Origin of the sequence: Methanoregula sp., from assembly GCF_023227875.1 — an archaeon.
GTDB lineage: Archaea > Halobacteriota > Methanomicrobia > Methanomicrobiales > Methanospirillaceae > Methanoregula.
The window spans coordinates 36,920-52,169 of record NZ_JALOCH010000007.1 but is presented as its reverse complement, the minus strand read 5'-3'; the positions used below and the strand labels follow the sequence as shown (position 1 = coordinate 52,169).

Sequence of the window (15,250 nt, the reverse complement as noted above, 5' to 3'; positions counted from 1 at the left end):
AGAACCGCAGGCTCTTCGAACCCGTTGGAACTCGAAGAACACTTACGTGTTCTTCTCGTCCTCGTTGTTCCGATGAACCACTCGGAGAAAAAAAATTATGATGTGTCGACCTTTGCTGCGACAGGTTCGACTTTGGACTTGGTGATCTCTACCCGGCGGGTGGGGTAGATGGTCTTGACTGCCTTGAAGAGATCGCGGGAGATCTCGCCCGAGACGATCCCGTTGAGGAGCGTGGTTAAGTCCCATGCGCCTGCCTGTGCGGCAACGCCCTGCATGATTGCGTTCCGGATCGCGTGCTCCTGGGAGATGTTGGCACGGGCGAACGTGTACGTGCAGACCGTGAGGCGGACCTTCTTGCCGTCCTTGGTTACGACCGGGACGATGGTGTCGATGCGGGAGCTCCGGCGCTTGACGAGCGAGCGGAGGTAGTCGCGGGTCACTTCGTGGCCAACGAACTCGGTGTATGCCGAGTCACCGGTAACGGTTGCGATCTTAAAGCTCATCTTCATGTACTGCTTGGCGTAATCGTTCGTGATCTCGCCGAGCGTTGCGGTCATGATGCGGCCGACAACGCTCTCAGCATCGTTTGCAATGGTGTCACCGATGTACGCCTTGCCGAGGTTGTCGGGGACGTGCACCTTGAACCAGCTCTTGGCCTTCCAGCCTTCAACTCTTCTTCCTACCTGTTTCTTCTTTGCCATAATATCACCTGTTGGATTTCCTGTGCAGAGAACATGCGTCCTCCGCCACTGCCAGGTTCATCAGATAATCGTCCACTGATGCGATAACGGACCGGGCTTGCGTGCCGGTAATCGTTGTGACCACCCGGTCGCCATCTGCCCGCGTCTCCATGCTGCGGAGGTTGTCGGGTGAGAGCGCTGCAGCAACACATGCGGCATCCGCGTGGTGGGTCGTGATGGTACCCGCGATCTGCATCATGCGGCAAGCGCCTCCTGCCAGCCTTTTGCAAAGCTCCCGATCTGGTCGCAGGGGATCGTTGCCCCTGCCCTGAGGGTGTGCCCCCCGCCGTTCCCGCCGCAGGCTGTGGCAAGCTCCCGGACCTTTGGCCCGAGATCCGCCGTGCATCCTGCGGGGTTCCGTGCGGAGATCCGGCACATGCTGCCACTTTTCGCGTACACGAGGACCGGGCCGCTCGCGGGGAGGTCCCGGCAGAGGATGTCGGCAACGTCGCTTGAGACGGTTGCGTCCTTCACTTCGTATACGCCGGTAACCCCCTCCTGCGGGCGGGCGGATTTGACCGCCTCGATCACCCGGACGCGGTGCTGCCGTGCAATCTCCCACGCACGGTCGATGTCGTGCGAGGAGCGGAGGCAGAGCGTTGCGCCGATGTCGCCGTTCCCGGTCTTGCCGCAGGCATCGATCACCGCAGCGAGGGCATGGGCGTCCTCAATCACCTCGCGCTGGAGGTGGCAGGTGTCGCCGTACATGCCCTGCAGGCCGGCAAGGGTTGCCTGGGGTGCCGCTTCGAGCACCACCCTGGAAATCAGGACATCGAGCATGAGGGGCTTGTTGGGTGAAGACGGGTCTTTTGCCTGCTCCACGAAGTCCGTCACGATCTGCTCGTTGCCGCTGATGTTCGCAAGGTACGGGTTCGTTGTCGTGTACCACCGCTCGGTCATGTCCCGGCCGGGGAGCTTCAAACCCCGGTCCGGCACGATGACACCGTTTGCCACGGCCTCGTTGAAGATCTCGAGGTTCTTCCCGACCATCTCCTGGCCGTCCCCGATGATGCCGGGGATGACAAGGCCGGCGAGGTCGCGGTTGTCGCCCATTTTCAGGGCAACGAAATACGCGGTGCCTGCTGCGGAGAGCTCGCGGTCGCCGTCAATGCCGGCAAGGCGCGGGTTTACGTGGAACTCCCCCGTAAAGAGCGGGATGTGGTGGTCCACCACCATCGTCGTCTTCGGGAGATCGGCCATGCCGGCACCGATATCGCAGAGGAGGTATGCACCTTCACCGGAAAGATCCGATGCGTTCACGTCCTGTCGCACCCGGAGCCGGAACCGTATGCCGGCACGGAGCATCGCATGGCAGAGGATAGAAGCGGCTGCGATGCCGTCTGCGTCGTGGTGCGCGAGCACCTCGACAAACTCCTGCCTGCGGATCTGTGCTGCAACGGTCTCTGCTGCGGATTCAAGCGACGGGGACATGGTGGACAATTTCCTGATAACTTACCTGGAGAGGAGGATCTCAGCGTTCTCCGGCTTGTAGACCCAGCCCGCGGGCAGCCTCTTGCTTCCCGTGTAATACCGTACGAGCCGGCGGATCTTGGACTCGACCAGCTGGAGCTGGCGCTTGTTATGCAGGTCCTTCTTGTTCTCGGAAAGGTGCTTCCTGAGGCCAAGAGCCTTGGTCATCAGGTCACGGAGGTCCTCGGGGATCTCGGTTGCGACCTTGTTCTCTCTCAGGATGGTCCCGATGCGCTTGCCGGTGGCAAGCTTAACGTCGGGTACTCCATACCGGTCCCGCAGGACCAGTCCAATCTTTGCGCTCGATGCGCCGTCCTTACGGAGTTCCAGGATGATCTTGGTGATCGCTGCGGGGTCGGTGTTCGACCACGCGGGTGCCTGTTTCCGGTAGGGGCGGACTGAGCATGACTTGCCTCTTCTTCGGGCATGCATTCGTGCCATGGTGTAGCCTCCTAATCAGACGAAACGTAAGTCCAGAAAAGTGCAGTATTGGCTACTGACTCTCTGTAATCCCAAAGCCATGTTCAGGCAGTGCGGTGTCGCACGTCGGACTTACATCTGTCAGCACAGTAAAAGTGCTAATCCTACTATTGGCGGGGAGGGGTAATAAAGGGTACCGTAATACGGGAGGTATACAGCGTATGCGGCCGGATCATCCTGTATGGTCCGGCTCCGTGAACCGGTACATCCCCTTTGGCACCATGATCTCGAACCGTGCCCCGTGCCCGGATGTCCCGGTCTCGGCGATTGTAATACCGGTGATCCCCAGGATCTCCCGCGAGAGGAAGAGCCCGAGCCCGGTGTGGTGCCCGAAACCTCTCTCGAAGATATGGAGCTTCTCTCCGTCCGGGACCCCTGCGCCATCGTCCTCGCAGGAGATAACAAGCCCCTGATCCGTATCCCGTGATGTGAAGGTGACTGCTGACAACGTCTCCCCGCCATACCTGATCGCGTTGTCGATGAGGTTGAAGAAGACTTTCTCAAGGAGGGGGTCTGCAAATACTTCGATATCTGAAAAACCGACGGATACTTTTACGTTGTCCAGGATAAGCGAGCGTGTGGCAAGCGTGATCGTTCCTGCCAGGTTGTGCCAGACCGGTGCTGTTACGCCCAGGTCCTGGTAATCCCTCGTGAAATTAATCTCACGGTCGATGATTGCTGCAATCTGCTGCTCCTTGATAATGAAATCCCTGACGGTATCATTATCGGCATAATCGAGGGAAAGGTCGAGATAGGAGGCAAGCGCCGTGAGCTGGTTGAGGATATCGTGGCGGGTGATGCTCGAGAGCAGGTTGAGCTTCTTGTTCACGCTGGAGAGTGCCTCCTCCGCCCTCTTGCGTTCGGTGATATCCGTTGCGATCTCGAGGCGCACGAGCCTGCCGTCCGTCCACTCGATTGCACTATCCCGGCACTCATACCACCGCCCGTTCACCGCGTTCCGGAGTTCCCAGACCAGGACCCCCGTGGGTTTCCCGTCCGCATCCACCAGCCTGTCGTTGGTGCAGAATGGGCAGGGCCCGGTCTGCCCCGACTGGATCGTCTCCCAGCATGTCTTTCTGGCAATACCCCCCCAGATCCGCTGGCCCCGCTGGTTCATGAACAGGATCTCGTATGTCTTCATGTCGGCGACATACACCAGTGCATCGAGGCTGTTCATCACGGTCCTGAACCGCTTGTTCGATGCCTGTACCGCCTCCTCCGCCCTCTTGCGTTTCGTGATATCCCGTGAGATCCCCATGACCCCGGTGATGGTGCCGTCCCTGTCCCGGATCGGGACGAGGAGCGTGTCCTGCCAGATATCGCCGGTCGGGAGCGGCAGGGTGCTCTCGATCTTGACCGGCTGGCCTTTTGAGAGGACCGTCTCAATCGACTTCCGCTGGTGCTTCCCTGCTTCTCCCCCGAACAGGGCTGAACGGGGCTTCCCGATGATCTCTTCCCGCGGCCGCCCGATGGACTGTGCAGCGAAGGTGTTGACATACACGACCGTGTCGTCCTTGTCGATGATGAAGATGAGGTCGCGGGCCGATTCGGCGAGCGTGCGGTACCGTTCTTCACTTTCGGCCAGTTGTTCCCGTGACTCCGCGAGTTTGGCAAAGACCGGATCGATCGTCACGGCGAGCCGGGTGAGTTCATCCCCGCCGTCCGGTGCTGCTGCTGAGGGAATGTTCCCCGCTGCCTGTCTCACTTTCAGTGTCCTGATGAGGGTATTGAGCCGGGAGAGCAGGATCCGGTCTACGAAGAGCAGGACAAAGAGGATGAGGAAGATCCCGGCAACGGCAAGGCTCGAGAGGAACGTGACAATACCTGCCATCCCTGTGTTGTAGACTGTCCGTGGTTCGGTCACGACAAGGTAATAATCCGCAGGGGACTGCTGATCTTTGAGCGGTATGTAGCCGGAGACTGTATCCTGGTTTCCGGGCTGGACGGCAACGGTTTTTCCCGATAAGAACTGTGATGCAACGCCGGCAAGGGACGCATTGCCAAACACTTCTGCGGCGGGGAGAATTGAGATGGTATGCCCGGTGCGGGTTGAGAGGTCCGCGAGATACCCGGCATCGACCTGGCGGGCAAGGTGGAAGCTCCCTGCGGCCGGGCCATTATAATCATCAGTGAGGATGGGATGGGACGAGATAAGGACAGGTCCGGTGGAAGACTCCAGTATGCCGTAGCTCCCGGTCTCCGACCTGATCGCGTTCAGCGCCATGTTGAACCGTTCAACATCGTTGATAAGGATGCCCGGTGCCGGTTCGACCTGGAGGGCGCTGTCATTGAACTGCATCGAGAAGATGAGACTGCCGGTGCGGTTGAAGATGAGGACCTGGTCCATGGAGAACCGGGAAAAGAAATCCGGGCCCATATTCTCGCGGATCCAGTCCGGGTTCTCACCCTTTGCGTACCGGTAGGTAGCGTTCCACGCGGAGTAGTCCCGTGCCGTGGAATATGTGTTTTCCATATCGGTCTCAAGTGTGCTCATCGTGGTTGTGACCGACTTCTCCATGTCCACGTTTTCCAGTGCCCGGTAACTGTCCTGCATGGAGATGGCAGAGAAAAGAGCGACCAGCGAGAATGATGCGAGGAGTGCGATCCCGATGCCGAGCAGCAGTTTTGTCCTGAGGTCCATTTCGGGTATGCACTCCCTGTCAGTACATCCTGATTAGTGTGAATCCGAATAAAGGTATATACATTCCCCTGCCGGTGTGCAGGTCATTATTCCGGAAAGCCCGTATGGCCTGATCCGCAAACCTCTTCCCGTACAAAATGGATAATCCCGTATCATACCGGAGGAACATGATGAAGATCACGGATGTTGCAAAGGTTGTGTCGGGCCCCAACCCGCACCATGTGGACGCACGGAAGATCTATGAGTCTCCCCACGCGATGGCAGTTGTCATCACGCTCGCGCCCGGCGAATCGTTAAAGAAGCATATCACGCCGGTCGATGTCTTCTTCTACGTGCTTGAAGGCACGGGGATTGTCGAGATCGGGGACGAGAAGGCAACGGTGACAAAAGATCAGCTGGTCGAGAGCCCCGCACGGATCCCCCACAAGTGGTCCAATGAGTCAGGAGCCGTGTTCCGTGTACTCGTCGTCAAGGTCCCCAAACCGACCGAAGAGACGAAACTGCTCTGAGCCCCCCGGTTCCGATACTTGCATGAGTAAAGGGTTCCATGCCGGAACGGTTCATACCGGACAGGATCGACCCGAATGGAGACAAAACACTGTAAACGCTACCCGAAGGCATCGGGCATCATCGATGTTCTCACCCGCTACGATGAAATCGAAGCGGTGCGCCGGCATCTGCCGGATATCGAGATCGTCAGCTCGGCGCGGGTTACGGCCATGAACCTGCGGTGAAATCTGAAATAATCTGTGTCTGATCGATGAAAAAAGAGTGAGGGTTATACCACGGTGATGGTTACCGCATCTGAGGTGACCTTGCCGGTGTTACCATCGGCACCGGTGAACGTTGCGGTTATTGCACCAAGGGTATATTTCCCCGGTTTATCTGCGGTAATCTGGTAGGTCGTGATGAAGGGAGCGTCCGGGCCAAGTTCAGTGAGCGTTCCCGTGGCCGTGGAGCCGGTCAGACCTGATGGATGAGCCGGATCATCAAACTTTACATCGGCGACCGTGTCTTTCGTATCATTTTTGAGGGTAACGTTAACGACCACATTTTCCCCGACACTTGTCCGGGTGGTTGAGACGGTCTTGGTGATCCAGATAATACCGGTATCTTTTCCCTCATTTCCCTCGGATGTCGATACCGGCTGGACGGTTTGTGTTACGGTGAGGGTTGTGACCGGAAGGGGTGATGCTGTTTCGGTGATCCGGACGATGCTCGTGTCTTTGGTATCCACTGCACCGGGGGTCGATATCTCTTGGAGGGGTGATGTTACGGGAAGGGTTGTGGCCGGTATGGCCGTCTGTTGTTCACTGGTGCATCCTGCAACGAGAATTGTAGAGACAAGCATGATCACAAGGAGAATGGGAAATAGTATTTTCTTCATAAAAATATTCATATTGGATACGGTTTTATATCAGGCAGCATAAGTGTTCCGATTTAATTCCGGACCATTTACAATCAAAACTATTCAGTCGGTCCGGTTATATACTTGAATCAATCCCTTTACTGTATTCCTCACCCTTTTTACCCTTGCAGGAAAATATGCTGGTACGTGATAGACAAGATCCCTCTTGAGATGGAGAGTGAGGAATCGGCAATCAGGTTCCGTGACTGCTTCTCGGTCCGGTACATCCAGTCCGCGGCTCTCCTCTGCCGGCTCGGGTACGGGATCGAGCAGGCCGGGCGCCTTGCCCCCCTCGCGCAGGACGACCTTCTCCGGCATGAGGCCTTCATCCTCAATTCCGTGCTCTCCTCCGTTGCATTTCTCGAATGTACGATCAACGAGCTCTACGCGGACGTGGCAGACAATGCCTATCTCTCTCCTGATGAGCAGCACGAGCAGCTCATGGCCACGATCCGGGACGGGTGGAACAATGAGAAGAACTTTGACCGGTCACCGCTGATCGGCAAGTACCAGAAGATTCTCATCATTGCCGGACGGGCACCGTTCGAAGAGGGCGACCTGGCCTATGACAATGTCAGATCGCTGGTCGAGATCCGCAACCATCTCATGCACTACCGGCGGGAATGGGTGGTGATCAATGACGGGGGGGCTCCTGGTCAGAGTGGTGAGACGACCACAGGTAAGTTTGAAAAGATCCTCCGGAAGAAGTTTGCCACGAACCCGCTTGCGGAAACGAACCGCCCGTTTTTCCCGGACAAATGCCTTGGTCACGGCTGTGCGGAATGGGCGATCGTGAACAGCGTTATCTTCACTGATGCGTTCTTCCGGAAGCTGGACCTGCCGGCACCGTACGAGGGGGTCCGCGACGAGCTGGCAACGAGATAGGAACGATAAAAAAGGGTTATTTGGGAAAGAATACTTACAGCACCCTTACTTCTTCCGGTGCTTCTTCTTCGGTTCTTCCTTTGCCATCGACATCAGGTCAATGATATACGAGCCTTCCTTGCCCACGCTCACGACCCGCTCGTCGGTCTGGGCCATCTTCTCCAGGTTGAGCTCGTAGGATCCGGGTGCAACGATCCGGATCGTCTCCACCCGGTCGTACATCTCGACCTGCTTCTTTTCCGGCTCGACGACAAGAAGGACCTCCTCATTGCTCTCATCAGCAATTTCGTCCATCGACTTCTCTTCGAGCACATCCCTGTTGAGCTCCGCCTCCTTGACGTAGAGGAACTTCTTCCCGCCGCAGCTCTCGCACCCTTTCAGGATCTCGGTAGACCCGTCCTTATATTCCCGCCCGCATTTCGTGCACTTGTGCGGCATTGCTGTTCACCCGAAGTATTCGAGCATCGTCTCGTAGAGGTCTTCGACATTCCTGCCCTGGAGGCCCGATATCGAGACCACCGGGTGCTGGGGAAACGCGCTCCGGATCCGTGCCGGTGCCGCGTCCGGGAGATCGATCTTGTTCGCCACGATGATCACCGGCAGGTTCCGGGCCTCGATGATCCCGATCATCATGATATTGACCTGCATGAACGGGTCGGTCGTGGAGTCGAGCATGTAGATGACCCCGTCGATATCCTCGCGGAGCCAGTGCATTGCCTCGGCAACACCCTCCGTTGCCTCGCGTGCCCGGATGATCGCCTCGTCCTTCTCCATCCCGAACTCGAGGAACTCGTGGTAATCGATCTTGGTGGTGACTCCCGGGGTATCCACGATGTCCATTGTTACCGTATTGCCGTTTGCACCGGAAATGATGATGTCCTCTTTCCGGCGTGCCCTGCGGGTCTCGTGCGGGATCTCGCTCACCGGGCCGACCGCGTCCCCGGTCCAGTCGCGTGCGATCCGGTTCGCGAGCGTCGTCTTGCCGGCATTCGGGGGACCATAAATGCCGATGCGGGTCCGTTTCTTCTTGAAAAACTGGTTCAGTAAATTGGAAAATTTCTTCTTAACCGTCCCAAAGGTCTGATAAAATATCTTCACTATCCACCTCGATGGGAAAGCAATGTATTCCGGTATACCGGGTACACAGGATTCACCATAATGTCTTAGTAATGTATAGAATACGCAGTTTATTATGTTTCTTATCCCTGACCCTCCTCCTGCTCAAAATACCGGCGTGCCCGTTGCCCGGATATTACTGTCCCGCATTGAGGAATGTCTCGGCCACATTGTATTTATACAAGGGGAAGGGAGTATGCTAATTGTAATCATCAGCACAAGCACTTCAAGGAGGTGACTCATGAAAAAGACAAACAACGCAATCCGGTTCGAGACCCGTGTCCCAATCAGGGAAGTGATGGCGAAGAACCCGATCATGATCGGCATTGAGGCGACCGCGGCGAAAGCAGCAAGAACCATGTGCAGCGAGGAGGTCGGGAGCGTCATCATCCTCAAGAACACGAAGCCCATCGGCATCGTGACCGAGGAAGACCTTGCCTGCAAGGTGGTGGCAAAGGATCTCAAGCCGAGTACGATCCATGTGAGCGATATCATGAGCACGCCACTCATTACGGTGAGTGCGGATAAGACGGTAGTGGACGCTGCCAGGATGATGGTGAAGCATAAAGTACGGAGGCTGCCGGTCGTCGATGAAACCAAGAAAGTCATCGGCATCGTGACCGTGCGGGACCTCCTTACCGTCTCCAACGAGCTCAACGAACTCCTTACGGACCTCATCGAGATCAACCGCGAGGAAATCGTCGAGCAGGGCGTATGCGACCGCTGCAGCCAGATGTCTGATGATCTTAAGCGGGTGGACAGCGTGTTGCTCTGCCCGTCCTGTCGTGAGGAGGACCATATCAGATGAGGACAGCACAGGATTTCATCGTTGAGATCCCTGTGCTGAAACCAGACGACCAGATAACCAGGGCACGGCAGATCTTGCGAGATGACCGGTTCCGTGAAGTCTATGTCGTGGATGCGAAAAAGACGCTCCTCGGCTATATTGACATCACGGACGGGCTGCGGGTGACCGCAACCAAGTCGAACGTGACTATTGACGGGTTTGTCCGGGACGCGCCCATGATAAGTCCCCATGATTCGATTGAGAATGTGGCAAGAACGATGAGGCAGTACCATACGGATAGTGCAGCCGTGGTAGATGAGAAGACGCACGTGGTCGGCGGGATCCTCCTTGCCGACCTCTTTCCGGTCATCATATCCCGGAACGAGCTGCACGGCCCCGTTTCCCGGTGCATGTCGGGAAAGGTGGTCTCTGCAAACCCGGCTGACGAGCTCCAGAAGGTGTACACACTGATCATCGACAGCGGATTCTCGGCGTTTCCGGTGGTGGAGAAGAAACGGCTTGTCGGGATCATCTCCCGGCGCGACCTCATCAGTCACAAACGGGTGAGGTCGGCAATTGCGCAACACAGCGGTGCGGCTATCGGGGACGTGATGACCCGCGATGTTGTCACGATCGCGCCCGATGAGCCGGTCCGTGCCGCGGCCGAACTGATCGTAAAACATGACGTCAGCCTCCTGCCGGTCACCGACGGGGAACACTTGGTCGGGGTTATCAACCGCCACGATGTCCTTGCGGCACTTGCCTGAACGACACGATACGAACACGATACCCGTGGATGTCTGAATATACCCGGGCTAAAATGCCCCGGGACACGAGTGATACCTGATTTATCGGAGGTAATAATGCAAAAGAATGGCCGGAGCGTCAAACAGGGCGACCGGCTCCTCAAGATGCAGGGAAAACAGGACCGTGGGCCGGTAGAGTTCAAGTCCCACATCTCGGAACAGGAAGGAGAGATCATGGCGATCGCCACCCGCGATGTCATATCCGTCCCGCCGACGCAGAGCATCATGGCGGCCGTGGGGCGGATGACGGAGTGCGGCTTCAGGCGGCTTCCCGTAACGGATGCCGGCACCGGGAAACTGCGGGGGATCGTCACCTCGGGCGATATCATCAATTTCATGGGAGGGGGTGACAAGTACCAGCTCGTCCAGGTCCGGCACAACGGCAACCTGATCGCCGCGGTCAACGAGAGCGTCCGCTCGATCATGACGCAGCAGCTCGTAACGCTCGACCACGACGCACGGATCAGCGATGCCGTTAAGGTTATTGTCGGCAGGAAGATCGGCGGGCTTCCGGTTGTCGACACGGAGGGAGTACTTGCGGGGATCGTGACGGAACGCGATCTCCTCGGGGTGCTCGGGTCCGAACGGAGCCCGCTGCATGTCGAGGACGTGATGAGCCAGTCCCTCCGCGTCACAGCACCGGACTGCCCGATCGCTACCGTTACCCGGGACATGACGAAACACCGTTTCCGACGCCTGCCGGTCGTGAGCGACGATGTGCTCTACGGGATCGTCACGGCAACGGATATCATGCGGTACCTCGGGAGCCGCGAGGTCTTCTCCCGCATGACGACCGGCAATGTCGCCGAAGTGACCGGCCTGCCGGTCAGGAACCTGATCGCAGGCGAACTCTTCACGACAACTCCTGAGAAGACCATTAACGAAGTGGCGCGGGAGATGCTCTCCCGGAACATCGGGGCCCTGCCGGTGATCGAGGGCTCACGCCTGATCGGGCTCGTCACCGAGTTCGACCTGGTGCGGGCATTTGCAGGAGGGTGATCGCGGTGTATGCACGTGACGTGATGGTCTCGCCGCTCTTTGTCGTCGACCCCAATGCGACCGTGGCGCATGCCCGGAACCTGATGGTCCGGCACAAGATATCCCGCCTGCCCGTTATGGAAGGCGTGAACCTTGTCGGGATCATCACGAAAAAGGATATCGCCTACCGGCTGCGGCAGGGAGAGCCTGCATGGCGCCGCCGCCCCCCCGACCGGATCCCGGTCGGGGCGCTCATGACCAAAGGTCCGGTCATGGTCGCACCAGACACAGGAGTACGGGAGATCGCACGGATGTTTGTTAAGAAGAACATCAGCAGCGTCCCCGTAGTGGATGAAGGTGTAATGACCGGTATCGTGACCAAGACCGATCTGATGAAATCCGCCCTGATCCGGGCACTGTCGTGTCCGGTCGGGGGCGTGATGGAGGATGTGGCAACGGTCAGCCGCTACCACTCGCTCGACCACGTGGTCGGCGTGATGCGCGAACGCAATGACAAGGTGCTGGTGACGGAGGATGACGGTACCCTTGCGGGTATCATCACCGAGACGAACCTGGCATTCTATGAAGACGAACCCAAAATTTCAGGTGTAGTTGGAAAGGATGTAACCATACGGAGACGGGAAACGGCGGACGGGCCGGGCGGGCAGGGCCTGATGGTGATCCCCCCGGTTGCCGCGGAAGACCTGATGACGAGCCCCGTGATCACGGTCACTGCGGACACACTGCTCCCGGACGCCATTGCACTGATGGAAAAACACCATGTCAACAGCCTTGTTGTCATGGAGGACAGCACAATCTCAGGGATAGTAAAACGCGATGATATCATAAAGGAAGTGGCGAAATGACAAAAGAAGTTTTTATCAAAGACGTAATGGTAAAACCCGCAACCATAGCAAAATCAGCCAAGATCACCGAAGCGCTCGATAAGATGCTTGCCGATGGTCTCGACCCCCTGATAGCAGTCAATAATAACACCGTGATCGGCACGGTCTCGCGACAGGCGATCGCAGAGAAGCTGGGGAGCAAACAGAACTCCGGCCTCGCCCCGACAGCGATCCACGTGGCGAGCGTTGTCGAGGAAGACTTCACGAGCGTCTATCCCGATGAAAATATCAACGTCCTGATCCCCCTCCTCCAGAAATACAAGCTCGTGGTCGTGTACGATGCCGACCACAAACTCATCGGGCAGGTCACCGCCGGGGACCTGCTGAAGACGTTCCAGCCCGATGACGGGATCGAGAGCGCGATTGAGAAGGTGCTGACGATCGAGGCGGATGAACGCGTTGTCCACCTCCGGCGCCGGATGCTGGACGACAAGATCCACCGGTTCGTTGTCACGGAGCATGAGAAGTACATGGGGATCGTCACCGAGACCGATGTAGCGGTTGCGATGCGGGAGTTCCGCAAGCAGGTTGGCGACAACCACCAGGACCACCGCATACGGAACATGCTGGTAAAGGATATCATGAGCGCCCCGCTCATCTTCGTGGAGCGGACGACAAACGTGACCGATGCAATTGCCCTGATGCTGAAGAAGAACATCAGTTCCGTCCCGGTGATGGAGAAGGGCAAACTCACGGGTGTCATCACCCGGCGCTCGCTCGTCAACGCGCTCTGATCCGGGAGACCAGCTCATCTCTCTTTTTTATGGTTCCACATCTGACGGGATCACCATTTATATCGCCCAGGGAATCCCGCCGGGCTCTTATATCCGGTGCACAGGTGCAGTGATATCCTTGATAGAGGACGGGATATACAGACTTTTGAGTGTACTGAAGGAACCTCCTCCACCGATCCGTCACGTGTATGTAGATCGCGTGCCAATAACCCGGTGAGGATAATCCATGGAAGATAGGGTACAGTTCCGGACCATGTCCCGTGAGGAAGTCGGGACGGCAATGGCGTGGGCTGCAGATGAAGGCTGGAACCCCGGCCTCCATGATGCGGAATGCTTTCAGCCTGTGGACCCGGATGGCTTCTTCTGCGCCGAAGCGGACGGGAAGATCGTGGGAACGGTTTCGATAGTCAATTACGATGACCGGTTTGCCTTTGCCGGCCTCTACATCGTTGAGCCGTTCCACCGGGCGAACGGTATCGGCATGCAGCTCTACCGTCACGCGCTGCGCCATGCGGGTTCGCGGATTGTTGGCTATGACGGCGTTGTCGCGATGGTGGACAAGTACCAGAAGGACAGCGGGCTCTTCCTGCACTATAACAATGCACGGTACGAAGGGACGGGCGGGGGGAAGATGCCGGACGGGCTCACCCCAATCCTGAATGTGGGCTTCGATGCGCTGGCTGACTATGACACGGCGCACTTTCCGGCCCGACGGGAGCGATTCCTCCAATGCTGGATATCCCGTACGGGACACTACGGGCTTGCACAGCTGGACGAGAACGGGAAGATCGCAGGGTACGGAGTACGGAGGGTGTGCCAAACGGGCCATAAGATCGGGCCGCTCTTTGCAAAAGACCGGGCAACCGCGGAACGTATCCTCGACGGGCTCATTGCCGGGATCCCCGGCGAGCAGTTCTATCTCGATATCCCGGTCCCGAATACAGATGCCGTTGCTCTTGTGCAGGACCGTAAGATGAACCCCGTCTTTTATACCGCCCGGCTCTATTCCTCAAAAGAGTCAGTCCCGCTCCCGCTGGGCGAGATCTTTGGCGTTACTACGTTCGAGCTCGGGTAAGGTGGAATCTCTTTTTTATCAGTTATACGATCAGCCGTACCAACCGCGTGTGGCGGGCGATTGCATATTTATCCCCACCGACCCCCCTCCCATGACCCTCGGGCATCTGATCATTTACTTCGTAAAACTGCCAGTATTTTCCGGAAAAATGCAGAGGGGTGAGGGGGGGTCGGGCGGTGTACTTTGTATGGACGCTTGCCTGATGAAGCGTGGTGAAAATGGAAAATTATGACGGAGATTTCTATAGGGCTCCGGTTTCCTGCGGATCGGAAGTACACCGTCCGCCCCCCTCCACCCCACCGAATCAGGACGCTACCCGGCAACCTCTCCATGAATGCAAAAAATCACGAGGGAGGAGGGGACGGTGGCGCTGCCAGGTCTTCGGTCCCCGTTGCCGCAGCCGGCACGCTGTCGTAGACCTCCGTCAGGAACCGTGCCTGGAACGTCTGGATGAGTGGGACAAGTATGATGAGGATGAGAATAACCGGGGCGAGCGTAAGGTAGGGATTAACCCCTGCAGTAAACGCTACAGCCAAGCCGGCAAAGAGACCGATCATGTAGAGGATGAAGATCGGGACACCGATCACGATGGCGACAAGAAGCAATGCGATAAGGTAGTTGATCCACCCAATCTTCCTGATATACGCGAGGATTTCCCCGAACCTGAAGGCATCGGAGAACCGTCCGCTTCTCGCAAACCGGATGGATGCGATGGGAAGGAGGATCGCGATGATAATTTCAAGGATAAATATGATCAGCATCAGGAGCAGCAATCCGGCAATCCTTGCGCCTACGGTTCCTGGATCCATGTATGTAACGCTCCCGGCAGGTCCCCTTGTCGTGCCGGACAGAGTAACCATCGCATACGGGATGAGGGAAAGGATGATAACCGGGATTGCGTAAATCAGGCTGACGATTACGAGTTTTAAACCATCCACAACAAGGCTTCTCCAGTCATCGACTTCCGGTGCAGGGGTCGCGCCACGGTAGATCCGCATCACGTAACCGGCCATGGGGATGCCTAAGAGAATCGTTGCCAGGATCAGTTTCAACCACCGGCCACCCTGCCGGTATATGCCTTCCCTGATGTACGTCAGGGCATTGTCAAATAATATTCCAACATCCACGATTGGTTTCACCTCACGGAATATCCGGGAACGATCCGCCCGTATGATCTATTCCGGTGATTGTATGGCGGCAATTTATAAAAAATAGTGTAGGTAAC

18 protein-coding genes are annotated in these 15,250 nt (G+C 57.3%); 9 read left to right on the top strand and 9 right to left on the bottom strand.

The genetic code is table 11. From position 1 onward, the window contains the following. Positions 1 to 95: 95 nt before the first annotated feature. From M0R30_RS08850 to M0R30_RS08830, 5 genes are all read right to left on the bottom strand, one after another. Complete coding sequence (locus M0R30_RS08850; protein WP_292545982.1) at positions 96 to 701, bottom strand: 30S ribosomal protein S3ae; 606 nt, start codon at positions 699 to 701, stop codon at positions 96 to 98. Between the two features lie 4 nt (positions 702 to 705). Continuing rightward, a complete protein-coding gene (locus tag M0R30_RS08845; protein WP_292545981.1) occupies positions 706 to 939 on the bottom strand; it encodes a KEOPS complex subunit Pcc1 in 234 nt (77 codons plus the stop codon). After that, positions 936 to 2,171, bottom strand: a complete 1,236-nt coding sequence (locus M0R30_RS08840) for a DHHA1 domain-containing protein (protein WP_292545979.1) — start codon at positions 2,169 to 2,171, stop codon at positions 936 to 938. The genes M0R30_RS08845 and M0R30_RS08840 overlap by 4 nt, the downstream gene beginning before the upstream one ends. Before the next feature lie 21 nt (positions 2,172 to 2,192). Further along, positions 2,193 to 2,651 carry a 30S ribosomal protein S15 gene (locus tag M0R30_RS08835; RefSeq protein WP_292545977.1) on the bottom strand — a complete coding sequence of 153 codons (459 nt, stop codon included), beginning with the start codon at positions 2,649 to 2,651 and terminating at the stop codon, positions 2,193 to 2,195. Between the two features lie 211 nt (positions 2,652 to 2,862). After that, positions 2,863 to 5,331 carry a CHASE4 domain-containing protein gene (locus tag M0R30_RS08830; RefSeq protein ID WP_292545975.1) on the bottom strand — a complete coding sequence of 823 codons (2,469 nt, stop codon included), beginning with the start codon at positions 5,329 to 5,331 and terminating at the stop codon, positions 2,863 to 2,865. Between the two features lie 170 nt (positions 5,332 to 5,501). On the opposite strand from M0R30_RS08830, the gene M0R30_RS08825 reads away from it, so the two are divergent. Together M0R30_RS08825 and M0R30_RS08820 are read left to right on the top strand one after the other, a co-directional pair. Then, complete coding sequence (locus M0R30_RS08825; RefSeq protein WP_292546218.1) at positions 5,502 to 5,840, top strand: cupin domain-containing protein; 339 nt, start codon at positions 5,502 to 5,504, stop codon at positions 5,838 to 5,840. A 75-nt stretch (positions 5,841 to 5,915) separates the two neighbouring features. Next, entirely contained in the window at positions 5,916 to 6,065 is a 150-nt protein-coding gene (locus M0R30_RS08820; RefSeq protein WP_292545973.1) for a hypothetical protein, read from the top strand. A gap of 44 nt (positions 6,066 to 6,109) precedes the next feature. On the opposite strand, the gene M0R30_RS08815 is transcribed toward M0R30_RS08820, so the two are convergent. After that, entirely contained in the window at positions 6,110 to 6,718 is a 609-nt protein-coding gene (locus M0R30_RS08815; RefSeq protein WP_292545971.1) for a BatD family protein, read from the bottom strand. Between the two features lie 168 nt (positions 6,719 to 6,886). Between M0R30_RS08815 and M0R30_RS08810 the strand changes: the two genes are divergently transcribed. After that, on the top strand, positions 6,887 to 7,624 hold the full coding sequence (locus M0R30_RS08810; RefSeq protein ID WP_292545969.1) for a hypothetical protein: 738 nt from the start codon (positions 6,887 to 6,889) through the stop codon (positions 7,622 to 7,624). Between the two features lie 45 nt (positions 7,625 to 7,669). Here M0R30_RS08810 and M0R30_RS08805 read toward each other — a convergent pair whose 3' ends face one another. Both M0R30_RS08805 and M0R30_RS08800 read right to left on the bottom strand, forming a co-directional pair. Further along, positions 7,670 to 8,062: a Zn-ribbon domain-containing protein gene (locus M0R30_RS08805; protein WP_292545967.1), complete on the bottom strand. Its 393-nt coding sequence runs from the start codon at positions 8,060 to 8,062 to the stop codon at positions 7,670 to 7,672. 6 nt (positions 8,063 to 8,068) lie between these two features. Next, positions 8,069 to 8,722, bottom strand: a complete 654-nt coding sequence (locus tag M0R30_RS08800; RefSeq protein ID WP_292545965.1) for an Era-like GTP-binding protein — start codon at positions 8,720 to 8,722, stop codon at positions 8,069 to 8,071. A 259-nt stretch (positions 8,723 to 8,981) separates the two neighbouring features. Between M0R30_RS08800 and M0R30_RS08795 the strand changes: the two genes are divergently transcribed. The 6 genes from M0R30_RS08795 (at position 8,982) to M0R30_RS08770 (ending at position 14,025) form a co-directional block, all read left to right on the top strand. Beyond that, the gene (locus tag M0R30_RS08795) at positions 8,982 to 9,548 is read left to right on the top strand and encodes a CBS domain-containing protein (RefSeq protein WP_292545963.1); all 567 of its coding nucleotides are present in this window, start codon (positions 8,982 to 8,984) and stop codon (positions 9,546 to 9,548) included. Continuing rightward, a complete protein-coding gene (locus M0R30_RS08790) occupies positions 9,545 to 10,294 on the top strand; it encodes a CBS domain-containing protein (protein WP_292545960.1) in 750 nt (249 codons plus the stop codon). The genes M0R30_RS08795 and M0R30_RS08790 overlap by 4 nt, the downstream gene beginning before the upstream one ends. 96 nt (positions 10,295 to 10,390) lie before the next feature. After that, positions 10,391 to 11,332, top strand: a complete 942-nt coding sequence (locus tag M0R30_RS08785) for a CBS domain-containing protein (protein ID WP_292545958.1) — start codon at positions 10,391 to 10,393, stop codon at positions 11,330 to 11,332. A 5-nt stretch (positions 11,333 to 11,337) separates the two neighbouring features. Then, complete coding sequence (locus M0R30_RS08780) at positions 11,338 to 12,177, top strand: CBS domain-containing protein (RefSeq protein ID WP_292545956.1); 840 nt, start codon at positions 11,338 to 11,340, stop codon at positions 12,175 to 12,177. After that, positions 12,174 to 12,950 (top strand): CBS domain-containing protein, encoded by a 777-nt coding sequence (locus tag M0R30_RS08775; RefSeq protein WP_292545954.1) that lies wholly within the window; start codon positions 12,174 to 12,176, stop codon positions 12,948 to 12,950. Before M0R30_RS08780 ends, M0R30_RS08775 begins: the two co-directional genes overlap by 4 nt. A 226-nt stretch (positions 12,951 to 13,176) precedes the next feature. Next, complete coding sequence (locus M0R30_RS08770) at positions 13,177 to 14,025, top strand: GNAT family N-acetyltransferase (RefSeq protein ID WP_292545953.1); 849 nt, start codon at positions 13,177 to 13,179, stop codon at positions 14,023 to 14,025. Between the two features lie 344 nt (positions 14,026 to 14,369). On the opposite strand, the gene M0R30_RS08765 is transcribed toward M0R30_RS08770, so the two are convergent. Next, a complete protein-coding gene (locus M0R30_RS08765) occupies positions 14,370 to 15,152 on the bottom strand; it encodes a DUF4013 domain-containing protein (RefSeq protein ID WP_292545951.1) in 783 nt (260 codons plus the stop codon). Positions 15,153 to 15,250 lie beyond the last annotated feature (98 nt).